The sequence below is a fragment of the Colwellia sp. BRX8-9 genome, assembly GCF_014077245.1.
In the GTDB taxonomy this organism is placed as follows: Bacteria; Pseudomonadota; Gammaproteobacteria; order Enterobacterales; family Alteromonadaceae; genus Colwellia_A.
In genome coordinates this window covers 1-25197 of record NZ_JACGVN010000003.1, presented here as the reverse complement: position 1 = coordinate 25197, position 25197 = coordinate 1, and the positions used below count along the sequence as shown (strand labels likewise).

Here is a 25197-nt window from a genome sequence, read left to right as displayed (position 1 = left end):
AAAAGAGCTTTTACCTCGGTATAAGCTCTTTTTTATGTCTTATAAAAAATAAAAAAGGTAAAGTTCCTTTTATCGTAATTACAATGCGATTTGTCGAACAGCTATTGCCAACACTATCATTTTTGATCAAGACTAGATAAAAGCATTTTAAATTCAGAACATTTACAGTTATTGTAATGTAACTATATATTCCTATAAAAAGAGATACTTATGACTTTCAAAAGTACATTACTGGTAGTGGCTATTTCTAGCTCATTACTTGCCGCTTGCACAGAACAAAAAGGTATTGATACACCACAAACAAGCTCAAAGGAAGCTGAGAAAAAAAGTGCGATTAAAGCACTGTCTGAATCAGAAAAAGCTAACCAAATATTTGATGCTATTTTTGATGAAGGTGTTGCACGAAGCCCGATGATGCAAACTTATTTAGGCATAAAAACAGATTATGATAAATGGGATGATATTTCAGAAGAAAACACGCTAAAAGAATTAGCGATTACTCATGAAAACCTCCAACGTGTTAAAGCCATCGATAGTCAAAAACTCGATGAGCAGACAATGATCAGCTATCACTTATTGGTACAAAAATTAGAAAATACAATTGCTGACCATAAGTGGCGTTTTCATAACTATCCTGTAAATCAAATGCGTGGCTTACACTCAAGTTTACCTGCATTTTTAATTAATCAGCATTCCATTAGCAATGTCAAAGAAGCACAAGATTATATTGCTCGAGTGCAGGGTGCTAAAGTACTTTTAGAACAATTAACGACACAACTAAAATTGCGTGAAGACTTAGGTATTATCGCCCCTAAGTTTGTTTTTCCTCACGTTATTCGTGACTCTCAAAATATTCTTGCAGGTGCTCCATTTGAAGAAGGAAAAGACAGTACGATTTTAGCTGACTTCACTAAAAAGGTGAATAAACTTGAGATCAATGCCGCTGAAAAAAGCACGCTGTTAGCAGAGGTTAATACCGCATTAATGAGCAGCATAAAGCCTGGATATCAGCAATTAGTCAGTTATTTAGAAACGCTAGCAAAAAAAGCAGACAACAGAGACGGCGCATGGAAATTCCCAGAAGGTGAAGCATTCTTTAATAATGCATTACAACGCACCACCACAACAGATTTAACCGCTAACCAAATTCACCAAACTGGCTTAAGTGAGGTGGCTCGAATTCACGGTGAAATGCGCGTAATTATGGAAAAGGTTGGCTTTGAAGGCGAACTTGGCGAGTTTTTTGAATTCATGCGAAATGACAAACAATTTTATTACGCTGCTGATGACGCGGGTAAACAACGTTACTTAGATGAAGCTGTTGCTTTAATTGATGATATGGAAGGACGTTTAGACAGTTTATTTTTAACCAAACCTAAAGCTAAGCTAAAGGTTAAAGCGGTTGAAGCTTTTAGAGAACAATCTTCAGGTAAAGCTTTTTATCAACAGCCTGCACCTGATGGCTCTCGTCCAGGAGTTTATTACGCTAACCTTTACGATATGCAAGCGATGCCAACTTATCAAATGGCAGCGCTTGCTTATCACGAAGGGATCCCTGGTCATCATATGCAAATAGCGATAAAACAAGAGCTAACAAATATTCCAAAATTTCGTAAATTTGGTGGTTATACCGCACACACCGAAGGTTGGGGTTTGTACTCAGAAATGATCCCGAAGGAAATTGGTTTATACCAAGACCCTTATTCTGATTTTGGTCGTTTAGCTATGGAGTTATGGAGAGCTTGTCGTTTAGTGGTTGACACCGGTATCCATACACAAAAATGGACGCGAGCTCAAGGTATTGAATATTATGTCGCAAATACGCCAAATGCTAAGTCTGACGCTGTAAAAATGGTAGAGCGCCATGTTGTTATGCCGTCACAAGCAACCGCATATAAAATTGGCATGTTAAAAATTATTGAGCTACGTGAACACGCTAAAGTCGAACTTGCTGAGAAATTTGATATTCGTGAGTTTCATGATGTGGTACTTCGTAATGGTCCAGTACCCTTAAATGTTTTAGCTCAATTAGTTGATACCTATATAGCGAATAAAAAATAGCGAATAAAAAAGCTTAAGCTAAAGTCTTATTGCAGTAAAAAATCTTTATAAAAGAGAAGTGCCGTTCGGTACTTCTCTTTTTTATGGGGATTAGGTAAATACCTATTGATGATAATCAGACGTTAATTGATTTTTCTAGGAATAAGCCGATATTTATTTAATTATTAAGCAACTTTTGCCCTTAATGCGTAAAATTTATAATTTGCCAAGATAAGCGCTATTCCCTTTGATTAACAGTTGTTATAATGCCGAAAAATAACGTAGTTTAAATTCTTTTTAGAGGTTTTGTGGATGTCGGAAGCTGAAAAACGCCCAACAAATTTTATTCGTCAAATTATCGATGCGGATCTTGAAAGTGGTAAACATTCGAGTGTACAAACTCGTTTCCCACCTGAGCCCAATGGTTTTTTACATATTGGCCATGCGAAAGCAATTTGTTTAAATTTTGGCATTGCTCAAGATTACCTAGGCTTATGTAATTTACGTTTCGATGATACCAACCCTGAAAAAGAAGACATTGATTACGTTAACTCAATTCAAGAAGACGTAAAATGGTTAGGGTTTGATTGGGCGGGTAAGGTTCATTACTCCTCTGATTACTTTGATCAATTGCATGGTTTTGCTGTTGAATTAATTGAGAAAGGCTTGGCATACGTTTGTTTCTTAAATGCGGATGAAGCACGCGAACATCGTGGTTCGCTCAAAGCGCCAGGGAAAAATAGCCCGTATCGTGATACGAGTGTTGAAGACAACTTAGCACTTTTTGCCAAAATGAAAGACGGTAAATGTAAAGAAGGCGAATGTGTTCTTCGCGCTAAAATTGATATGACATCAAGCTTTATGTGTTTGCGTGACCCGATTCTTTATCGCGTTCGTTTTGCTCATCATCATCAAACAGCCGACAAATGGTGCATTTACCCGATGTACGATTTTACCCATTGTTTATCTGATGCTATTGAAGGTATTACCCATTCACTTTGTACATTAGAATTTCAAGATAACCGTCGTTTATATGACTGGGTACTTGAAAATGTATCGATTGATGTTGTACCACATCAATATGAATTTTCACGTTTAAACCTTGAATATACGGTGATGAGTAAACGTAAACTTCATACGTTAGTTGATGAAAAGCTTGTAAATGGTTGGGACGATCCGCGTATGCCAACGATTGCTGCTTTTCGTCGTCGCGGTTACACTCCGAGCTCATTACGTGAGTTTGCTAAACGTATTGGCGTTACTAAAATGGACAATACCGTTGAAATTGGAGTTTTAGAAGCTTGTATTCGTGAAGACCTCAATGACAATGCACCTCGTGCTATGGCGGTACTTGACCCGATTAAATTGGTAATAGAAAACTATCCAGCAGATCAAGTAGAAGAATTAACAGTAAAAAATCATCCAAGTGATGATGAACAAGGTACTCGCATTGTTCCTTTCGCCGCAGAACTTTATATTGAAGCGGAAGACTTTCGTGAAGAAGCTAATAAAAAATATAAACGTTTAGTACTTGATAAAGCTGTGCGTTTACGTGGAGCTTATGTTGTTACCGCCACACGTTGTGACAAAGACAGCGAAGGCAATGTTACGACCGTTTATTGTAATTATAATGCCGATACCTTAGGTAAAAACCCTGAAGATGGTACTAAACCAAAAGGTGTTATTCATTGGGTTGCTGCTCAGCAATCTATTGATGCAGAAATTCGTTTATACGACCGTTTATTTAATGTACCAAATCCTGCTGCTGCAGAAAATTTTCAGAGTGTGATGAATGAAGATTCGTTAATTACTATTAGTCACGCTAAAGTAGAGCCATCATTGGTCAATGCTAAACCTGAACAAGCCTTTCAATTTGAACGTCAAGGTTATTTTTGTCGTGATAATAAAGACTCACAAGGTGATAAGTTAGTATTTAACCGCACGGTAGGTTTACGCGATACTTGGGCTAAAATGGGTAACTAATTACCCTGCAATTACGTTTAAAACCTTTGTTTACTGGAATTTTACCGGTATATAAAGGTTTTTTTTTATCTAAATTTATACTTTAATTTTTTCATCATATAGCTTGTTTTGAATGGTATCGTAATTCTTAATATATTTAGGTGTGTGATTTTAAAGTTTAGATAACAGACGAGCTATTTTTGAAAAACTAACGAAGTTAAAAAGTCCGCTAGTGATAAATAATGCAATAGCGTTATATTTATTATTTAAACGTGATAGTTAATAAGATTTTATTAGCAAGTTAACAAAACATAGTGATAAAAATAAAGCCAGCTGATGTTAATTCAGCTGGCTTTATTTAATTTTATAGATAATAAACAAGCGTTTATTATTAACGTGTCGCTGCTTTCATTTCTTGAACAAAACGTGTTAATGCCGCTAACATTGCTTGGTTATCATCAAGATTATTTTCAATGATTTTAACCACGGCAGAACCACTTATTGCGCCAGCGGCACCGGTTGCAAGTGCTGCTTTAACTTGTTCTGGGTTAGAAATACCAAATCCTATCACGCCCGGTGAGGCATTATTTGCTTTTAGCTTTTCAATTAAATGAATAGCAGGATTAGTAGCTTCTACCGATGCACTTTTAGGCGTATCCACACCCGTTACACCCGCACGACTTAATACGTAGGTGTAGCCGTAGCTATATTTTGCAACCTGCTTTAATGTTTCTTCGCTGCCGTTAGGCGGAGCAATAAATATTGGCGCAACACCATACTTTAGTGCAGCAGCACGGAACGGGGCACTTTCACGCAAAGGTAAGTCAGCAATTAACACTGAATCAACACCAGCAGCAGCCATATCTTTATAAAAATCATCAATACCACGAGCAAAAACTAAATTTCCATAAAGTAGTAAACCGATTGGGATTTCAGGCGCGTAAGCACGAACTTTTGCTAAAATAGTTAAGCAAACATCAGTGTCTACCCCAGCGTTGAGTGCACGCAATGCCGCCATTTGAATAGTAATACCATCAGCACTTGGGTCTGAAAATGGAATACCTAATTCTAATGCATCTGCGCCAGCATCGATTAAAGCTTTGATTATTTCAAATGATTGCTCAATACTTGGATCGCCTACGGTCACAAACGGAATAAAAGCGCCTTGATTCTTTTTTGCTAATTCAGCAAAAGTTTGCTGATAACGTGTGGTCATCTGCTTGTTTGACGTTGTGTCTAAGCTCATTTTGCTTCTCCTTGAATTTTTGCTTCATTTTCAGCTTGTAATACTGTTTGCACATGCGCTAAATCTTTGTCACCGCGCCCTGATAAATTAACAAGAAATACGGTTTCCTCAGTAACCGCTTCCGCCATTTTTATCGTGTGAGCAAGGGCATGTGATGGTTCAAGTGCTGGAATAATACCTTCATTCATTGCTAACAGTTTAAAAGCTGATAACGCTTCGTCGTCATTAATAGGCACATATTGAGCTCGACCCGTATCTTTTAAAAAGGCATGTTGCGGACCAACAGCTGGGTAGTCTAGACCGGCTGAAACCGAGTACGACTCCTCTATTTGTCCTGATTTATCTTGCATAATATAAGTGTAGTTACCGTGTAACATACCTTTTGTACCGGCAACTAAGGTTGCACCATGTTGGTTGGTATTAACACCTTTGCCACCCGCTTCAACGCCAATTAATTTTACACTGCTCTCTTTAATAAAATCATGGAATATACCAATGGCGTTTGAACCACCACCCACACAAGCAATGACATAATCTGGTAAGCGACCTTCTTGTTTAAGGATTTGCTGTTTAGCTTCTTCGCCAATCATTTTTTGAAATTCACGAACGATAGTTGGAAACGGGTGAGGACCTGCGGCTGTGCCTAACAAGTAATGAGCGTTTTCATAGTTTGCAGACCAGTCACGCAAAGCTTCATTAACGGCATCTTTTAAGGTGCCGGAGCCTGCAGTAACAGGGATAACTTCTGCTCCCATTAATTTCATGCGAAATACATTGGGTTGTTGACGTTCACAGTCTAATGCGCCCATATAAACTCGACATTTCAAACCTAATAGTGAACAAGCGATAGCTGTAGCTACGCCGTGTTGCCCAGCACCTGTTTCGGCAATAATTTCTGTTTTACCCATACGTTTAGCGAGTAATGCTTGGCCAAGGACTTGATTGGTTTTATGCGCGCCACCGTGTAATAAGTCTTCGCGCTTTAAATATATTTTAGCTAATGGATTTTTACATAAATTCCGGGTTAAGGTCAGGGGGGTCGGACGTCCCGCGTAATTTGTTAGTAGGTCATTAAACTCAGTTAAAAAGCTCTCGTCTTGTTGTGAGTCAATAAATGCTTGCTCTAACTGCTCAAGGGCAGGAACTAATAATTCACCAACAAACATACCACCAAATTCGCCAAAATAGGCTGGTAAAGTTGCTTTTACTTGGGTTGTCTCTTGTGTAATTGTTTGATCTGTCATTTTCTTTATTCCTAATGCTTTATACGAGTTACATGAATTAAGTGAGTTATTTATAGCGTATAAATATTCACTTAATTTGTGTGTTCGGTCTTATTAATAGTGTCTAATAGCGGCGAAAACTTGTTGAAGTTTTTCGCGGCTTTTAACGCCTGGGCTTGTTTCAACGCCTGAGTTGAGATCCAAACCAAATAAATCTAGTGTTGTTTTCTGGCTAACCGCCTGCGCTATATTATCGATAGACAACCCGCCCGCTAGAAAACAATGACTTAAGTCTTGCCCAGAATCGGCTAACGCTCGCCAATTAAAGGTTTCACCACTGCCGGCATTTTTGCCGTCTAAGACATAAAACTGCGCATTACTTATTAACTCAGGTACTTCGTCTTCGACTGGTAAAGCTTTCCAACTTTGGCAGCCTTTTGGAAGTAATGGCTGCAATGAAGCGATATATTGTGAAGTTTCATTACCATGAAGTTGCACCGCAAATAAGTTTAGCTTGTGTGCAAGTTTCGCCACTTCTTCAATGGCATGATTAACAAACACGCCAACGTAACGTAAAGAGGGAACCTGCTCGACAATCATTTTTGCTTGTTGTTCGTTAACATACCTTGGCGACTTTTCAGCGAAAATTAAGCCACCAAATTGTGCGCCGGCATCAACAGCACTTTGGGCATAGTCAACTTGTGTTAAGCCGCAGACTTTATTATTGCCATAAATAAGTTTACGACAAGCTAAATCAATATCATCTTCTGCCATGATTGAACTACCCACTAAGAAGCCATCAACTGCTGGCGCTAACTCGCGAACTTGTTCGTTGGTATAAATACCCGATTCAGATATAACGATGCGATCAGCAGGCAGTGTCGGCGCATAGTCAAAGGTTCGAGCGATATCGGTGGATAAGTCGCGTAAATCTCGGTTGTTAATACCAATAAGTTTAGCGCCTAAATCAATGGCTCGATCGCGCTCTTCATCATTAGATATTTCAGTCAAGACCGCTAAGTTATATTGCTCTGCGATAGCAGATAAGTCTTTATATTCTTGGTCTGATAAAACGCTTAGCATCAATAAAATCGCATCGGCACCGTAATATCGCGCCAAATAAACTTGATAGGCATCAACAAAGAAATCTTTATTAAGTACTGGACAATTTACCGAGTCAGTCACTATTTTTAAATATTCAAAAGTGCCTTGAAAGTATTTTTCATCGGTTAAAACAGAAATAGCGGCAGCATATTTATCGTAAATCTGGCAAATAGCCTTAGGGTCAAAATTTTCGCGTATTAAACCTTTCGATGGCGAAGCCTTTTTACACTCTAAAATAAAGCCAGCATGCGCGTGACCTTTTTTTCTATCAAGTGCACCGTACATATCTTTTTGAGTGGGTACTAAAGTGTCAATAAATTCACTTAATGGAAAATCAATTTTACGTTGCGCTATTTCGATACGTTTATCAGCAACAATTTTTTCTAATACATTTGCCATGTTATGCCATTGCCTTTGAGTCTAAATTTGAGTTTGAAATCACGACCATATTTTCTAAAGTCGTTAATGCTTTACCTGAAGCTAATACTTCTCTTGCCATGTTAGCGGCTATTTTTAAATCAGTTGCTTTATCATGTAGGTACAATAATGCGGCACAATTAATAATGACGGCGGCATTATGAGCAGCCTTGCCATTACCACTAAGAATTGCGCGAATATAGTCAGCATTTTCTTGTGGCGTACCGCCCTTAATATCTTCTAATGTGTAACTGGGTAAACCAAAATCAGCGGGAGAAATGGTTCGGCTTGTACACTGACCATTGGCTATCTCGCTAATTTGCGTTTCGCCGTGTAAGGCAATTTCATCTAAACCGCTACCGTGAACGACCCAACCACGTTTAACCCCAGTTAACAGTAAACTTTTTGCCATTACATCGATAAGCGCTGGTGTATAAACACCGAGTAACATAGTGCTCGGTGAAGCAGGATTTACTAATGGCCCTAATATATTAAATAAAGTGCGCACACCCATAGATTTTCTAACCGGAGCTGCATGTTTAAAACCCGGGTGATAAGCCGGAGCATATAAGAAACATAAATTTGTTTGCGCTAAACACGCACTTGCTGTCGTTGGCGACATCATTAAATTGACGCCAAAGGCTTCCAATAAATCTGCGGAGCCAGACATGCTAGAAACACTTCGGTTACCGTGTTTCGCCATTTTTAAGCCACATGCCGCGGCTAAAATTGCCGCGGTAGTTGATATATTAATGGTATTCGCGCCATCGCCACCGGTACCTACACAGTCAGCAACGTTATGCTCTTGCTGTGGAAATGGTGTTGCTGAGCCTCTTACTGCTAGGGCAGCACCTGAAATTTCGTTAGCCGTTTCGCCTTTTATTTTTAAGGCAGTTAATACACTTGCTAACAGTACGGGCTCAACTTCACCTTTGATCATATTTTTAAAAAAATCTTCAGCTTCAGTCTGACTAATATCATTTCCATCAACAAGTTGTTGTAAAATTTTACTCATAAGAACCTTCCGCTGCTTTGTGTGGTGAAGCCAGTAAATAATCAATAGTTTGCGCTAATAACGTGCCGCCATAAGTCGTTAGGATTGACTCTGGATGAAATTGAAATCCTAAGGATACGTCCGTCTTATGCTCAATGGCCATTGGTAAACTGATTTGTTCAGATGTTATATATTCAGCAATAATATCAATGGTATTAGGGACTTCACTTGCTATCAGTGAATGATAGCGCGCCACAGGTAAGGGGTGATTTATCTGGTCAAAAACACCGGTTTGACGATGAGTAATACTCGACGCTTTACCATGGACAATTTCAGGTGCACGGATAACTTTACCGCCATAGTGCTCAACTAAGGCTTGATGGCCTAAACAAATGCCTAAGATTGGATATTTACCGGCACATTTGGCTATTAATGCCATTAAACAGCCGGCTTTATTGGGTTCTCCTGGGCCGGGCGATAATACGAGTAATACTCGATCGGTGGATTTTTGCATTTGTTCAAAGATAAAATCTGCCGATAGAGTGTTTCGATAAATGGTCGGTTCAAATCCTAAACATTGAAATTCATCGACCAAGTTGTAAGTAAAAGAATCGAGGTTGTCGAGCATGAAGATTCTAACATTGCCATTAATAGTGGGTTCTTGATGACTATGCATGATTACTCTCCTTGCACGGATTGTTTAGGTTAGCGCTGTCGCTACTCGGTGCGGCAGTGATCTCAACAGTGAACAGTTCTGCATGTTGAATGGCATTAATGACCGCTTGTGCTTTTTGCTTGGTTTCATTGGCTTCTGACTGAGGATCTGAGTCGTAAACAACACCGGCACCCGCTTGAACATGCGCTATACCGTGTTTAACAAAAGCAGAGCGGATAACAATACAGGTATCCATTTCACCGTCACCGGTTAAATAGCCAACCGCGCCGCCATAACTCCCTCGACGTTTGCCTTCTACTTCTCGAATTAATTGTGTCGCTTTTACTTTGGGGGCTCCCGATAAAGTGCCCATATTCATACAAGCCTGATAAGCGTGCAGAGCATCAAGATCAAGCGCTAAGGTGCCACAAACTCTAGAGACCAAATGCATAACATGAGAGTAACGGTCAACTTTTAATAAGTCAGCAACATAGCGAGTACCTGCTTGACTAACGCGGGCAATATCGTTGCGGGCTAAATCAACCAGCATAGTGTGCTCGGCTAATTCTTTTTTATCTAATCGTAATTCAAGTTCAATACGACTGTCTAAATCAAGTGAAATTGAACCGTCTTTATTAAGTCCGCGCGGACGAGTTCCGGCAATGGGATAAATTTCTACTTGACGATTTTTATGTTGATATTTTAATGCAGATTCTGGAGAAGCACCAAAAATACAAAATTCGCTGTCTTTTAGGTAAAACATATAAGGGCTAGGGTTGCTTTGCTTTAACGCTTTGTAAGCATTTAAGGTATTTGAGCACTTTAGCGTAAAGGTACGAGAAGGTACCACTTGAAAAATATCACCAGCGCGAATATTTTCTTTTAACTGATTAACCGTGTCACAGAACTGTTGATCTGAGATGTCGCTACTAACTTCACTTTTTTCAATTGGCTTGTCATAAGGTCTTTCTTGAGCAATATATTGTTGGGCCAAAATATTTTTTATATCGGCTAACCGTTGACGAATTGTCACTAAATTATGATTGGCCGCTTCTCCTGAAAAAATATTACCAATAACTTCAGTTGATTGCGCTTCATGATCGATAACCACAACAGTTTCAGCCAAATAATAGACGAAGTCTGGGCAGGTATTATCACCTTGGCTTACTGTCGGTAATTGCTCGGTCATCGACATCATATCAAAGGCGAAGACACCACCTAAAAATATCGCAAAAGGGTGATTATTGCTATTTTTAAGCTTATTAAATAAGCGCAAACTTTGAAAAGGATTAATAGCGAGTAAGCGCGATTTTTCATCCAGTTGTTGAGTCAGTTCAGGGAAAATGGCGCTAAGTGTTTTATCTTTAACGCTTAACGTAGCGTGTTCAGCTAAATGCTGTTGAGCAAACTCAAGGGCCGATTGACCATTGTTTGTTAACGCTTCAAACGTAACAAGATTACCATGACAGGTTATTTTTAATGCCGCATCGGTAAGTAATAAGCTTTTTAATTGATGTTTTTTATCAATTTCAGCCGATTCTAATAATAAGTTGTTATCACTGTTTTGGCTTAACTGGTGAAATATCGCCAGGGGATCGGTCTGATATTTAACGGTTTCTGATAGTGTGGTAACACTGCCAGTTTGCTTATCTATGGTAAGCGTATTCTGATGATTCATATTCTTTCCTAGCTTTTAACGTCTAATTTAAATTAATGGTCAACCTGCATAAATAGGCAATAGCCACCATATAAACCAACTTTTAACGCGCGTAATAATCATGTTTTTCTCGCCATAGTACTTTAGCTTTGAGCTAAAAAGTAAAAAGCCCACTCATTATGAAATAAGCAGGCTTTTTGAATTTTTACGTACAAGTAAACATCACAACCCACTTATGCAGATTTATGCCACCAACAATTCATCGAAATAGTTTGTTTTACTTGTATCATTATTGTCTTCATCTCAGTAAAATTGCCTTAGCAATTAATTCCCCTATAGAAGAACCGATTATGACTGTATTGTCAACCTCTGATTTAGCTGATTATTATAGCCTACGGGTCGATTTGCACAGTCATACCAAATGTTCTGATGGAACACTGACGCCGCAAGAGCTTGTTGAACGGGCGGTTAACTTCCAATTGAATGTTTTAGCTATTACCGATCACGATACGCTTAAAGGTTTATCTATAGCTAAAGATTATATTCTAGAAAAAAATCATCCATTAACCATCATCAATGGCATCGAAATATCAACCAGCTGGCATGGTTTTGAAATTCATATTGTTGGCTTAAACATCGATGAAAATAATGAACAATTACAAACGTTAATTGCCAGCCAGCAAGCAGCAAGAGAATTACGTGCCACCACCATGGGTGAAAAACTCACCAAATGTGGCTTCCCTGGCATCTACGAGCAAGCGAAAGAGCTTGCAGGGCAAGGCTCTATAACGCGGGCACACTTTGCTAAAATATTATTGCAAGAAGGCCATGTTGATCATATGCAAAAAGCCTTTGATAAATACATTGGCAAAGGCCAACGCGCGTTTGTAAAGCCAAACTGGTGTTCTATTGAAGAAGCGATTGCCGCGATTCATCACGCCGGTGGTAATGCGGTGATTGCCCATCCGGTTAGATATGACTTATCAACCAAATGGTTACGCCGCTTAGTGGTGCAGTTTAAAGCGGCAAAAGGTGATGGTTTAGAAATAGTATTACCGCAAATGGCTAACGAACAACGAAAATTAATGCTAAGCTTTTGTTTAGAATATGATTTACATGCATCCATGGGCTCAGACTTTCATTATCCAACGCGATGGAGTGATTTAGGTCGTAATTTACGTATGCCCGATCAGGTGAAACCCATTTGGGATCTTTGGCCTAACGCCGTTAAGTGAGTTACTAATTGAGCAACATAGGCATACCCGAGCTAGTCGTAAGTGAGTAGTAAGCTTAACAACCGTATTAACACCTAAAGTAACACCGAAATTAACACCGAAATTAACATCAACATCTTAGTGGAGAAAATTTATGAGTCAGTTTTTTTATGTACACCCAGATAATCCGCAAGGTCGTTTGATGAAGCAAGCGGCGGCTATTATTCAACAAGGTGGTGTCATCGTTTACCCTACCGATTCAGGCTATGCTTTAGGTTGTCATATCGGCGACAAAAAAGCGCTTGAACGTATTTGTAATATCCGAAATATCGATAAAGATCATAATTTCACCTTAGTGTGCCGAGATTTATCTGAATTATCTGAGTATACCCGTGTTGATAACAGCGCCTATCGGTTATTAAAAAGTAATACCCCAGGTCCTTATACCTTTATCTTTAAAGGGTCAAAAGAAGTACCTAAACGGTTATTAAATCCGAAAAGAAAAACCATAGGTATTCGGGTGCCTGATAATGCCATAGTGCAAGCCTTACTGGCTGAGCTGCAAGAGCCTATTATGTCGACAACGCTAATTATGCCGGGTGAAGAACGAGCAGAGTATGACCCTGAGCACATTCGCGATATTTTAGAGCACCAAGTTGATTTAATCATTAATGGTGGGCACTTGGGTGAGCACCCAACCACCGTCATTGATTTTTCTGATGATGAAGTGAAAGTTATTCGAGTCGGTGAAGGCGACCCAAGCCCTTTTGAATAACTACAACTTATTATGGATTAATAACGAGTGAGTCAGCCCGCTAATTCAAAAGAAAAAACTATGCCACGAGAGATGGTTCAGCAAGTATTACCGCTGGCATTGATCCGTGGTGAAGTGGTGGTTAATAAGCCAAAAGATTTATTTATTCCGCCTGATGCCTTAGAGGTTATTTTAGAGTCATTTGAAGGACCACTTGATTTATTGCTTTACCTTATTCGTAAGCAAAAATTTGATATTCTAGATATGCCTATTGCGCCCATTACCACACAATATATGCAATACATTGAATTGATGAAAGAAATTAAAATGGAATTAGCGGCCGAATACCTAGTCATGGCTGCCATTTTAATGGAAATAAAGTCACGTTTATTATTACCAAAACAAGCGGTAGCTGATGAGGATGAAGACCCACGTGCCGAATTAGTACGTCGTTTACAAGAATATGAGGTGATCAAAAGTGCTGCACAACAACTTGATCAAATCCCTCGCCTTGAACGTGACTTTTTTCAAGGGAATGTTGAATTATCTGAAGATTTTCAAGCCGCCGTTTTTCAGGCTGATGTCGACTTAAGTGAACTTGTTAGTGCTTTACAAGGAGTACTTAAACGTACCAAAGCACTCGAACATCACCATATAGAAAAAGAATCTTTATCAACCAGAGAGCGGATGTCATCAATATTAGCGCAGTTAAAGTGTGCTGCCGAAAATAGCTCAGCTTTTGTTGAATTTAGCGCTTTGTTTACAGTCGTTGAGGGCAGACAAGGTGTTGTGGTAACTTTTTTAGCTATTTTAGAGTTGATCAAAGAAAGTTTGATAGAATGTGTACAAACTACCATTTTTGGTCAATTAAGAGTGCGTTTACCAGTATGACAACTGTTGAAAAAATAAAAATAGCTAAACTTATTGAAGCGGCTTTTTTTGTTAGTGATGGACCTTTGAGTGTTAAGCAAATAAAAACAGAGTTATTAGTTAATTATCAGCTAAATCACCAGCAAATTCGTGATGTCATTGGTGAATTGGTGATAAAATATAAAAATTCAGGGGTTAACTTGGTGCAGGTTGCTTCAGGTTACCGATTTGAAACGATTAGTGAGCTTAATGAAGACTTAGCTATTTTTGTTGCTAAGCTCACCAAAGAAAAAACGCCTAAGTATTCGCGAGCACTTTTAGAAACGCTTGCCCTTATTGCTTATAAACAGCCAATAACCCGCGGCGAAATTGAAGAGATTCGCGGAGTAGCGGTAAGTAGTTATATAATGAAAACATTATTAGAAAGAAACTGGGTGAAAGTGGTTGGTAATAAAGAAGTGCCTGGGCGGCCATCGTTATATGCGACCACAAAAGTATTTTTAGATTATTTTTCATTAACTTCATTAAGCCAGTTACCCGAATTATTGCCTATGGCTGATTTAGGCGCTATAGATAAACCTTTGCAAGCATTGGTTTAGTTATAGCAACAGCACCCGTATTAATAAAAATATACAAACACTATTTATTTTAGAGACAGCAACGTAGCGGAAAACACCGTGAAGTTACTGACGTAAAGAGAGTTAAAGCCATGTCTGAAAAATTACAAAAAGTCCTTGCCCGTGCCGGTAAAGGTTCACGCCGTGAAATGGAAACCTTCATTAGTGCTGGTCGTATCAGTGTTGATGGAAAAACCGCTTTTTTAGGGGATCGCATCGAAGGAAGTGAGCAAATTCGTCTTGATGGTCACATCGTTAAGTTAAAACCTAAAGAAGACGATTTATGTCGTGTCATTATGTACAACAAGCCCGAAGGCGAAATGTGTACCCGTAAAGATCCTGAAGGCCGTCCAACGGTTTTTGATCGTTTACCGCCACTAGAGAATAGTCGCTGGGTTGCTGTTGGTCGATTAGATATTAACACCTCGGGTATGCTGTTATTTACCACAGATGGTGAGCTTGCTAATCGCTTAATGCATCCTTCACAAAAAGTTGAACGTGAATATGCAGTGCGTGTTTTTGGCGAAGTCAATGAAGCCATGCTGCAAACATTGCGTGCGGGTGTTAAATTGGAAGATGGACCGGCGAAGTTTCAAAAGATCACTTACAAAGGTGGTGAAGGCCGTAATCATTGGTTTCATGTGGTACTTTCTGAAGGGCGTAACCGTGAAGTTCGCCGTTTATGGGAAAGCCAAGAAGTTCAAGTCAGCCGTCTAATTCGTGTGCGCTATGGCGATATGGAAATGAAACGACAATTACCTAATGGTGGTTGGACTGAGTTAGCTTTACCTGAAGTCAATTACTACCGTAAATTAGTGGGTTTGCCTGTTGAAACACAAAGCAAAGTAAAAGTGGACGAAAAAGTGATGGATAATGCCAAAAGCCGTCGTATTCGCCGCTCAGTGAAAAAACATCAACAAAGAAGTCAACAAGCAACGCGTCGTCGCCGTTAGTCTTTTGTTGATATTGTTGCATAAGCTGTCATTAATTTTTTAAGGGATAAACTTGAATAAAACTTACGTAGAAGATCATGCCTCATTGGTTGTACTTTGTCAGAAACTTGCGCAAGCAGACTTTTTGGCAATAGATACCGAATTTGTTCGTACTCGTACCTTGTATCCTAAATTAGGTCTTATTCAAGTGAACGACGGGGAAAATTTAGCGTTAATTGACCCCGTTGCGATAGATGATTTATCACCCTTTTGGCAGCTACTAACCGATGAAAAAATTTGCAAGGTACTGCATGCTTGCTCAGAAGACTTAGAAGTTTTTCTGACTGCGGCAAATTGTCGTCCGGTTAACTTAATTGACAGTCAAATAATGATGTCGTTTCTTGGTCATGGTTTATCAATGGGCTATGCCGCAATGGTCAACCATTATCTTGATATAGAAGTTGATAAGTCAGAGTCTAGAACCGATTGGATGAAGCGTCCTTTAAGTGCTAAACAGCTTGATTATGCGCAAGCAGACGTCGAGTATCTATTTCAACTTTACCCGCGTATTCGTGATGAACTTGAGCAAAAAGGCTGGCTCGATGCTGCGCAGGAAGAAAGTGATTTACTGATAGAGAAAAAATTTACGCCTATCGATGAAAGTAAATTATATCGTAATATCAAGTTAAGCTGGAAACTCAGCGCCAAGCAACTCTACATCTTGCAACACTTAGCCAGTTGGCGTTTTCAGCAAGCGAAGAGTCGTGATATGCCGATAGGCTTCATTGCCAAAGATCACACCTTATTTGCTTTAGCGGTTCATAACCCTGATAACGTTGCGGTTATGGCCAACCTTGAAGGCGTCGAAATGCTTGATGTTCGCCACAAGGGCAAAACAATGTTGATGGTTTTAAAAAAGGCTGAGCAAGAAGATTGTGGTCAATACCCAGAGAAAATTTTTCGTCTTGATGAATATCCGGGTTATAAACAAATCTTTAAGAAAGTGAAAAACTTTGTCGCTGAACAAGCGCTAAACGCTGAACTTACCCCTGAAAATTTAGCCTCGAAAAAACAAATTAATCAATTTTTGTCATGGCATTTTAAATTACATAATGCGCCCGAGTATAGTGAATCAATTGATATATTGTCGGGCTGGCGTAAAACCTTATTCGGTGAGCAATTAAATTTATTCGCTAAAAATGATTTTAAATAAACTGTCTATTAGGCATTTTAAAACACTACAACTAAAAACATAGGTCTACTTTATGCTGTGTACCATTTATAAAAGTACTAAAAAAGCGCAAACATATCTTTTTGTTAAACAACGTAATGATTTCTCATCAGTACCGGCACCCTTGATGTCGATTTTTGGTACGCCAACACTTGTTACTGTGATGAATTTAGCAAAAAAAGAAAAGCTGGCACTAGCAGACATTGAAAAAGTAAAAGCAAATTTAAATGAGCAAGGGTTTTACTTACAGCTTCCACCACCCGTAGAAAACTTACTTGACCAACATAAAACGGAAATGAAAATAAAAAATAATAATGATGATTAAGGAGTGTTACATGTCGTTTTGCTTTGATATTAAAAAATATAGTGTGCTAATGAGTTGTTGTATTTTGCTTTGTTTAACTAGCTCTGCTCAAGCGGCAAAAAAAAATCTAAGCGCAGCGGGTTTTGAGATATATGTTGCCGAACTCAAAGTAGAAGCGCTGGACAAGGGCTATGACACGGCACTTGTTAATAACGCCTTTTCACAGGTCAAATTTCACCAGCGTGCGGTAAAAGCCGATCGTTCTCAGCCAGAAACTGTTGAAACTTTAGATACTTATTTACCAAAACGTGTTCCTGACTGGAAAGTTAATAAAGCGCGTGCACTGTATAAAGAACATTTACCCTTGTTAACAAAAATTGGTAAAGAATATAACGTTCAACCCCGTTTTATCGTGGCGTTATGGGGGTTAGAAACAAACTTCGGTAAAATCATGGGTAATTATAATGTTATTTCGGCATTAACCACGCTTGCGTATGAAGGCCGCCGTGAAGTGTTTTTTAAGAAACAACTTTGGGCTGCGTTAACTATTGTTCAGCAAGGACATATCAGTGTTGAAAAGATGAAAGGCTCTTGGGCGGGTGCTATGGGGCAAAATCAGTTTATGCCAACCTCGTTTGTTGCTTTTGCGGTCGACGGAGATGGCGATGGCAAGAAAGATATCTGGGGTAATTTAGACGATGTGTTTTCGTCTATGGCTAACTATCTTAAAAAAGAAGGTTGGAGCGACGAATTAACTTGGGGTAGACAGGTTAAATTACCAGCAGATTTCGATAAGTCGTTGGCTATTCCTAAAAATACGGGTAGTCGAGCAAACTGGTTAAAAGCTTGGGAAAAAACAGAAAAAACCTTAGCACAGTGGCAAGCTTTAGGTGTTAGGCGTGCCGATGGTACTCACTTACCTAAAGTCGATATTAAGGCTGCACTAGTGTTTCCTGATGACGAAAATGGCCGTGTTTATTTAGCTTATAATAATTATAAGAGTCTAATGCATTGGAATCTATCTTATTATTTTGTTAGCTCGGTCGGTCATTTATCAGACAGAATAAAATTTCCACCTATTCAGTAAAATTCATTCGATTCACCAGAGAAAATAAAAGAGAAGATATTTATGAGCGAACAAGCTCCTTTTTGGCAAACCAAAAAATTAGAAGAAATGAGTCGACCTGAGTGGGAGTCTCTTTGCGATGGTTGTGCTAAATGCTGTCTAAACAAATTTATTGATGATGATGAAACAACCCAGGAAACTGAGTTACTGCCAACCACTTATATCAACGAAGGTGAGCAGATTCATTACACCAATATTGCTTGCCATTTACTGAATGAAAAAAGTTGTCAATGTTCAAAATACGAACAACGTACCACTTTAGTGCCTGATTGTGTGCGCTTAACACAAGAAAATTTAGACGGTGTTTTTTTCATGCCGCCTAGTTGTACCTATCGTCGTCTAAAAGAGGGACGTGGCATGCCTTCGTGGCATCCACTGCTTAACAACGGCAAAAAGACAGCCATGCATAAAGCGGGGATGTCGGTTCGAGGAAAAATAGTTAAAGATGACGATGTTGCGATAGAATATTTTGAAGATTTTATTGTTTCATGGCCGCTAAATGATATCGATTAATTTTATGCTTTGCTTTCCTCTATCTAAAAGGTAAGTGCAAAGAGTGATAGCAACAAGGATTGACGGCTAACGCTTAATTGAGTCGTGACTCGTTGCCCATGGTTCCAACGCTAATTATAATTCTAATAAAGTGAAATATAGATGATCATTGATGGTAAGCAGGCAGCTGCTGATTTACGAAAAACACTAACGCTTCAAGTCGCCCACCTTAAAAAAGATAAGGGAATTGTACCAGGCTTAACTGTGGTACTCGTTGGGGAAGACTCAGCAAGTGAAGTTTACGTGCGTAATAAAATAAAGCAGACACGTGATGTCGGCATGATTTCTAACGAAATTAAATTGCCTCATGACACTAGCCAAATACAATTATTAGCCGAGCTGCAACAGTTAAATAGTGATGATGCGGTGCACGGTATTTTAGTACAATTACCCTTGCCAAAGCACATTGATGAAAGCGTTATTATTGCGGCTATTGCTCCACATAAAGATGTTGATGGTTTTCATGCGATGAACTCGGGTCGCTTGTTAAATGGCGAGCCAGGCGCATTAGTGCCTTGTACGCCGCAAGGCTGCATTATATTGGTTAAACAACATTTAGGCGAAGACTTATCAGGATTGCATGCGGTTGTCATTGGTCGCTCTAATATCGTTGGTAAGCCTGTTGCTTTGTTACTTCTACAAGAAAATTGCACAGTAACCATTGCTCATTCCCGCACTAAAAACCTAGCAGGTATTTGTCAGCAAGCCGATATTTTAATTGCGGCGGTTGGCCGAGCTAATTTTGTTCAAGCCAGTTGGGTAAAACCAGGCGCAACTGTTATTGATGTCGGTATTAACCATATAGAAGATGAGAACGGCAAAGCTAAACTTGTTGGTGATGTCGACTTTGCTAATGTTGCACCGGTTTGTGGTGCGATAACACCGGTACCGGGTGGCGTTGGCCCAATGACCATTGCCTGCTTATTAAAAAACACCCTTATAGCCGCAAGCACTAATGGTTAATTTTCTATAAAATAAGCGGCTTACAAGTGAAAGCTAATAAATTTTTTTTAGCTTTCTTTACTCTTAGAAATCTTCCTAGCAGTGGCTCAGGTAATTGTTGTTCAGATATTTTTTCAAAGCCATTTTGCAGATAAAAGTGATTTAGCGTTTCATCAGCAAAACAGAAGATTTCTTGGTGTTGATGTTGAGTGAAAGCAGAGGTTAATAGCTGTGAGGCTAACGTTTGTTGTCGAAAGGCCCGTTCAATAACCAATGCATGTAAAAACGATTGTTGGCTATTTTCTGACAGCGTTGAAATTATAACCGCGCCAATAATCTCTGATGAGCACTTAAGCAAGTAAGCGTTGTCTAAACCCATTAGGCCTGCGCTGTAATTTTGCTGTTTATAAAAACGCATCAGTGATTTTTTATCACTTTTAGTTGCGAGAGAAAAAGTCGTTTTCATTATCTGTCTTTTGATGATTGGCTGCTTATTATAAAACAAAAAACCAAGCAGGTTGCTTGGTTTTTAAACTTCAGTGTTCGTTATATCCTAAGCGCTTTTTCACCACGGGCAATACCGACACAGCCAGAACGCACCGATTCAATTATCTCTGTTTCATTGGCGAGTGTCGTGATAAAAGCATTAAGCTTTTCAGCATCGCCGGTTAATTGAATGGTATAAACTTGCTTACCAATATCGATAATTGAACCCCTGAAAATATCGGTAATACGCTTAACTTCAGTGCGTGATTTATCATTCATCGCCAAAACTTTGATCAGCAGTAGTTCACGTTCAACATGGCTACGCTCGGTTAAGTCGGTAATTTTGATGACATCAATGAGTTTATTAACTTGTTTGACGATCTGCTCTAGTACTCTATCGTCGCCTCGTGTTGCTATAGTAATACGCGACAAACTTGGATCTTCAGTGGGAGCCACTGTCAAACTTTCAATATTAAAGGCTCGTTGAGAAAATAAGCCAACAATACGTGATAAAGAGCCCGGTTCGTTTTCTAATAAAACAGCTAAAATTCTGCGCATTATGCTTTTACTCCTTTTTTTATCCACATATCATCAATTGCGCCCAATCTTATCTGCATTGGGTAAACATGTTCGTTTTCGTCAACTAATACATCTACAAAAACTAAACGATTTTTAATCGCAAAGGCTTCGGTTAGCTTATCTTCTAATTCATCTAAATGGTTTATCTGCATACCTACATGACCATATGATTCAGCAAGTTTTACAAAGTCAGGAAGCGACTCCATATAGGAAGATGAATGACGACCACCATAAACCATATCCTGCCATTGGCGAACCATGCCTAATGAGCGGTTGTTTAATGAAATAATAACCACAGGTAAGTTGTACTGTAGGCACGTTGAAAGCTCTTGAATATTCATTTGAATAGAGCCATCACCCGTTATGCAAATAACATGACTTTCAGGGAAGGCTAATTTAACCCCCATAGCAGCAGGTAAGCCAAAGCCCATTGTGCCTAGACCACCAGAGTTTATCCATTGACGAGGTTTAGCAAACGGGTAGTATTGTGCGGCAAACATCTGATGTTGACCGACATCAGAGCAAACATATGCTTCACCTTGGGTAATTTTATACATAGCTTCGATAACACGCTGGGGTTTTATTTGGTCTCCTTCTTGGACATAAGCTACGCGGTTAATGTCGCGCCAGTTATTAACTTCTTGCCACCACTGCATTCTTTCTTCTTTATTAGGCTCGAAGTCTGTTGCCGCTAATTCATCTAATAACTGTTGTAACACGACCTCAAGTTGGCCAACAACCGGGATATGAGCATTTATGGTTTTCGAAATAGAAGTCGGATCAATATCAACATGAATTATCTTGGCATCGGGACAAAATTTCTTAACATTATTTGTGACACGATCATCAAAGCGAGCACCAAGTGCAAGAATGACATCAGCATTTGCCATCGTTTTGTTGGCTTCAACTGAACCATGCATGCCTAACATACCAATATAGTTTTTATGAGTGCCTGAAATGCCACCTAAACCCATTAAGGTATTAGTAATTGGGGCATCTAACTTTTCAACAAGTTTTGTTAACAAGCCTGATGCATTGGCGATAATGACACCACCCCCCGAATAAACAACCAGCTTTTTAGCCGTAGTCATTGCTTTAACGGCTTTTCTTATTTGTTTAGGGTGACCCTTAATGCTTGGATTGTATGAACGCATCTTAACATCAGTTTCAATATGAAATTCGCCCATGCTGGTTGGCATTAATAAGTCTTTGGGCAGCTCAATAACCACAGGTCCCGGTCTTCCAGTACTAGCAATATAAAAAGCTTTAGCAATAATATTAGGGATATCTTCAACCACCCGGCAGTTAAAACTGTGCTTAACGATGGGACGAGAGCAGCCGACAATATCAGTTTCTTGGAAGGCATCATCGCCAATAAGTGTGGTCGGTACTTGTCCTGAAAGTACCACCATAGGAATTGAATCCATGTAAGCGGTAGCAATACCCGTTATACAGTTTGTTGCCCCAGGACCTGATGTGGCAAGCACGACACCTACCTCGCCGGTGGCCCGAGCAAACCCATCAGCCATATGGGTTGCCGCTTGTTCATGACGTACTAAGATATGCTCAACGTCTGTTTGCTGAAATAAGGCATCGTAAATATCTAAAACAGTACCACCTGGGTAGCCGAAAATGTACTTCACGTCGAGTGCCGCTAATGCTTTTACTACCATCTGTGCACCAGTGAATTGCTTCTTTGTCATGAGCTTGCCTTCTATAAAGTATGGTTAAACTAAGTTTCAACAATAAAAAAACCCTCGGTCTTGTGCAGAGCGAGGGTTTATTGTATTTGTTATTTAATAACTTTTCTTACACACAACACCAACTCCGCAATGGTTTAATAACCACGACGACAGAGAGGAGTGTAATGAGTAAAAATGTAACATTCATTGTAAATTGAATCCGAAGAAAAGTTATTTATGCCTCTATTTTTAAGATGTTTTGCTCTATCTGTCAATAAATTATTACGATTTAAATGAATATACTCATAACATTTTAATTCTATCTTAATGATTTAGGTATAAGTCCATGCTAGCAACGTTGCTTTTTTATCATTAATTAGCGGTGTTTGGCCTGCAACGATTTAATTTTATGAGTATCTAAATAAGCTAAATAAAGATCGAAACAAATGGGGCAGTAAGTTTTTATTAATAAAGTACCAGAGACACTCTAAATAAAGTTGGAACCTGACTTCAACTGGCATAAGTGAACCTTAATAATCATTCGAAACACATCCTGAAATGACGGTGTTAACGTCTTCTGCGTGTGCATTGTTTGCGTTAGCAACTGGTTGTTTTTTAGGCCTACTGATAGTAAATTGCTGACATTAGTTTATGAGCTACTAACAGCAAATCAGAGCCTATTGCAGTCGATAGAGTTTTACATTTAGCCTACAATGCTTGGCACAAATTCTTTATCTGTAATAAATTGGTTTCTTCCGTTATTTTTAGCTGTATAAAGGTGCTCGTCAGCTCGTTTAAGTGCTGATTTAAACAACTCATTTTGGTTAACTTTGGTGTAGCCGATACTGACAGTAACCTTTTTATTTTCCCCTAAAAATGAAAATTTTTGTAATTCTATAGAAGCTTGAAGACGCTTTGCTAACCTGTGCATACCAACTTTATCTGTACCGGGAACTATAACTGCAAACTCTTCTCCACCTATACGACCCAATGTATCCTGCTTACGTAGGCAATCATTCATTGCTTTTGAAATGACTTTCAACACTTCATCACCAGCATCATGGCCATAGTTGTCATTAATGGATTTAAAATTATCAAGGTCTAGCATCATTAAACCTAGCTCGTAAGACAAACGTCTAGCTCGACCCAGCTCTTCATCAGCTTGCTTAAAAAAAGCATTTCGATTGGCGATACCAGTTAAATGGTCGGTGAATGCTAGTTTTTCAAGTTCGCTTTTAGATTTTTCTAATTCTTCAGTTCGTTGAGCAACTATATTTTCTAGTGAACTTGCATGTTGATATATTTGTTTTCCCATTTCATTAACAGATATTTTTAAGTTATCTAATTCATTATTCTTTTTGCTCTTAGGATTGATTTTTAAGGGAGTGAATGGGGATGTTGGATCATAAAGAGCAAACCAATTAGATATTTCTTGTATGTGCCTAATTACTAACTGATGAATAAAAAGTAAGATAAACAACGATACAATAAAAGTTTTAATTCCTTGAGAAAAGACGATAAGAAAAAGTTTATCTACAACTTTATTTTCTGCAATTGACAAATTTGCAACTAATTCAAGTAAAATAGGATTTCCAAAATTATTATACCCATCGGAGATGATTAAACCAAAACCAAATGTTTCACTATTTATCGGGTGCTCACCTGATTCCATTTTTATGGCATTTTCCACACCATCTATCTTTGTCTTGATTCTTGCTCTAGAAATACTTTCAAAATTTACGATGCTATCTAAGGTTTCTTGAAGAGCAGGATCATTAAAATCATATATTTGTAAATTTAATATGTCTTTATATGAGTGAGCCACTTCTTCAATGTTAATATCAAGTATTCTTTTTTCATATTCATACTCGATAATTAATTGTATGGATATTGATATGACAGAACATATTCCACTAATTAATAAAATACGATACAGAAGGTCTTTGGATAATTTGCCTTTTAAAAAACTAGAGGTAATTGCCAATCTCCTAAAAAAATTAAAACTAATGGATTTATAATTACATTATGTATTTATAAAAGCTAGTACAAATTAGACTCAATAAAGTTATGTGTATTAACAATTATAATGTGTTTTTTATGCAAAAGTTACTATGCCACCCATGATAATGCTACACAATAATAATGCTCTGAAACACTGCTATCCATTGGTCAACAACAAGGCATGTAATTCATCTTGTAAGTCTTTGCATATCGACTTTTATAGATGTTGATTAAATGAGTGAAATTATTATGCCAGCCATGATAATTCTACGCATTAAAAAGTTACTATGCCACCCATGATAATGCTGCACAATAATAAGGCACTGAAACACAGCTATCCATTGGCCAACAACAATGTATGTATTTCATCTTGTAAGCCTTTGTATATCGACTTTTATATGTTTTGATTAAATGAGTGAATTTCAGGCAAGCTTTACTTCTCCCCCAAGGTAGCTGTATTTTTCTTGCTGTCTTAGTATGTAGTTATGTTTACGCGCTATTCAAACAAGCTTGAGCATTTGCTTTACCGTGTGCGCGCTTTAACCCCACGTGCTCAGTAAATTCACACAAATGCTCTGCGGTGCCGACCGCGCCCGTGAATATACCTTC

The 25197-nt window shown here is 38.7% G+C and carries 22 protein-coding genes; 12 read left to right on the top strand and 10 right to left on the bottom strand.

Going from position 1 to position 25197, the window contains the following annotated elements:
- Positions 1-210: 210 nt before the first annotated feature.
- A complete protein-coding gene (locus H4J70_RS03195) occupies positions 211-2061 on the top strand; it encodes a DUF885 family protein (RefSeq protein WP_182215712.1) in 1851 nt (616 codons plus the stop codon).
- 291 nt (positions 2062-2352) lie between these two features.
- Positions 2353-4023 (top strand): glutamine--tRNA ligase, encoded by a 1671-nt coding sequence (glnS, locus tag H4J70_RS03190; protein ID WP_182215714.1) that lies wholly within the window; start codon positions 2353-2355, stop codon positions 4021-4023.
- 370 nt (positions 4024-4393) lie between these two features.
- On the opposite strand, the gene trpA is transcribed toward glnS, so the two are convergent.
- The 6 genes from trpA to H4J70_RS03160 form a co-directional block, all read right to left on the bottom strand.
- Positions 4394-5248 carry a tryptophan synthase subunit alpha gene (trpA, locus tag H4J70_RS03185; protein WP_404842392.1) on the bottom strand — a complete coding sequence of 285 codons (855 nt, stop codon included), beginning with the start codon at positions 5246-5248 and terminating at the stop codon, positions 4394-4396.
- Positions 5245-6492 carry a tryptophan synthase subunit beta gene (trpB, locus tag H4J70_RS03180; protein ID WP_182250614.1) on the bottom strand — a complete coding sequence of 416 codons (1248 nt, stop codon included), beginning with the start codon at positions 6490-6492 and terminating at the stop codon, positions 5245-5247. The genes trpA and trpB overlap by 4 nt, the downstream gene beginning before the upstream one ends.
- 93 nt (positions 6493-6585) lie before the next feature.
- Positions 6586-7974 carry a bifunctional indole-3-glycerol-phosphate synthase TrpC/phosphoribosylanthranilate isomerase TrpF gene (gene trpCF / locus H4J70_RS03175; protein WP_182250613.1) on the bottom strand — a complete coding sequence of 463 codons (1389 nt, stop codon included), beginning with the start codon at positions 7972-7974 and terminating at the stop codon, positions 6586-6588.
- Between the two features lies 1 nt (position 7975).
- Positions 7976-9007 carry an anthranilate phosphoribosyltransferase gene (gene trpD / locus H4J70_RS03170; RefSeq protein ID WP_182215719.1) on the bottom strand — a complete coding sequence of 344 codons (1032 nt, stop codon included), beginning with the start codon at positions 9005-9007 and terminating at the stop codon, positions 7976-7978.
- Complete coding sequence (locus tag H4J70_RS03165) at positions 9000-9662, bottom strand: aminodeoxychorismate/anthranilate synthase component II (protein WP_182250612.1); 663 nt, start codon at positions 9660-9662, stop codon at positions 9000-9002. The genes trpD and H4J70_RS03165 overlap by 8 nt, the downstream gene beginning before the upstream one ends.
- Positions 9655-11319 carry an anthranilate synthase component 1 gene (locus H4J70_RS03160; RefSeq protein ID WP_182243485.1) on the bottom strand — a complete coding sequence of 555 codons (1665 nt, stop codon included), beginning with the start codon at positions 11317-11319 and terminating at the stop codon, positions 9655-9657. Before H4J70_RS03160 ends, H4J70_RS03165 begins: the two co-directional genes overlap by 8 nt.
- 329 nt (positions 11320-11648) lie before the next feature.
- Here H4J70_RS03160 and H4J70_RS03155 point away from each other — a divergent pair, with 329 nt between their 5' ends.
- The 10 genes from H4J70_RS03155 (at position 11649) to folD (ending at position 19861) form a co-directional block, all read left to right on the top strand.
- Positions 11649-12533: an RNase RNM gene (locus H4J70_RS03155; protein WP_182215725.1), complete on the top strand. Its 885-nt coding sequence runs from the start codon at positions 11649-11651 to the stop codon at positions 12531-12533.
- A 133-nt stretch (positions 12534-12666) separates the two neighbouring features.
- Positions 12667-13287, top strand: coding sequence for an L-threonylcarbamoyladenylate synthase (locus H4J70_RS03150; RefSeq protein ID WP_070374004.1), 621 nt, complete (start codon positions 12667-12669; stop codon positions 13285-13287).
- A gap of 60 nt (positions 13288-13347) precedes the next feature.
- Positions 13348-14157, top strand: coding sequence for a ScpA family protein (locus H4J70_RS03145; protein ID WP_182215747.1), 810 nt, complete (start codon positions 13348-13350; stop codon positions 14155-14157).
- Positions 14154-14735 (top strand): SMC-Scp complex subunit ScpB, encoded by a 582-nt coding sequence (gene scpB, locus H4J70_RS03140; RefSeq protein ID WP_182250611.1) that lies wholly within the window; start codon positions 14154-14156, stop codon positions 14733-14735. The genes H4J70_RS03145 and scpB overlap by 4 nt, the downstream gene beginning before the upstream one ends.
- Before the next feature lie 110 nt (positions 14736-14845).
- Positions 14846-15706, top strand: coding sequence for a 23S rRNA pseudouridine(2605) synthase RluB (gene rluB, locus H4J70_RS03135; protein ID WP_070374002.1), 861 nt, complete (start codon positions 14846-14848; stop codon positions 15704-15706).
- Positions 15707-15758: 52 nt separating this feature from the next.
- On the top strand, positions 15759-16898 hold the full coding sequence (gene rnd / locus H4J70_RS03130; protein ID WP_070374001.1) for a ribonuclease D: 1140 nt from the start codon (positions 15759-15761) through the stop codon (positions 16896-16898).
- Between the two features lie 52 nt (positions 16899-16950).
- A complete protein-coding gene (locus H4J70_RS03125) occupies positions 16951-17241 on the top strand; it encodes a YcgL domain-containing protein (protein WP_182215728.1) in 291 nt (96 codons plus the stop codon).
- A 10-nt stretch (positions 17242-17251) separates the two neighbouring features.
- Positions 17252-18307, top strand: a complete 1056-nt coding sequence (locus H4J70_RS03120) for a lytic transglycosylase domain-containing protein (RefSeq protein WP_182215730.1) — start codon at positions 17252-17254, stop codon at positions 18305-18307.
- Between the two features lie 42 nt (positions 18308-18349).
- Positions 18350-18859 carry a YcgN family cysteine cluster protein gene (locus H4J70_RS03115; protein WP_070373998.1) on the top strand — a complete coding sequence of 170 codons (510 nt, stop codon included), beginning with the start codon at positions 18350-18352 and terminating at the stop codon, positions 18857-18859.
- Positions 18860-19000: 141 nt separating this feature from the next.
- Positions 19001-19861, top strand: coding sequence for a bifunctional methylenetetrahydrofolate dehydrogenase/methenyltetrahydrofolate cyclohydrolase FolD (gene folD, locus H4J70_RS03110; RefSeq protein ID WP_182215732.1), 861 nt, complete (start codon positions 19001-19003; stop codon positions 19859-19861).
- Between the two features lie 4 nt (positions 19862-19865).
- Here folD and H4J70_RS03105 read toward each other — a convergent pair whose 3' ends face one another.
- From H4J70_RS03105 to H4J70_RS03090, 4 genes are all read right to left on the bottom strand, one after another.
- On the bottom strand, positions 19866-20306 hold the full coding sequence (locus tag H4J70_RS03105; RefSeq protein ID WP_182215734.1) for a GNAT family N-acetyltransferase: 441 nt from the start codon (positions 20304-20306) through the stop codon (positions 19866-19868).
- Positions 20307-20386: 80 nt separating this feature from the next.
- Positions 20387-20884, bottom strand: coding sequence for an acetolactate synthase small subunit (gene ilvN, locus H4J70_RS03100; RefSeq protein ID WP_070373995.1), 498 nt, complete (start codon positions 20882-20884; stop codon positions 20387-20389).
- Positions 20884-22608, bottom strand: coding sequence for an acetolactate synthase 3 large subunit (locus H4J70_RS03095; RefSeq protein WP_070373994.1), 1725 nt, complete (start codon positions 22606-22608; stop codon positions 20884-20886). Before H4J70_RS03095 ends, ilvN begins: the two co-directional genes overlap by 1 nt.
- Positions 22609-23290: 682 nt before the next feature.
- Positions 23291-24571 carry a GGDEF domain-containing protein gene (locus tag H4J70_RS03090; RefSeq protein ID WP_259367989.1) on the bottom strand — a complete coding sequence of 427 codons (1281 nt, stop codon included), beginning with the start codon at positions 24569-24571 and terminating at the stop codon, positions 23291-23293.
- Positions 24572-25197: the final 626 nt, after the last annotated feature.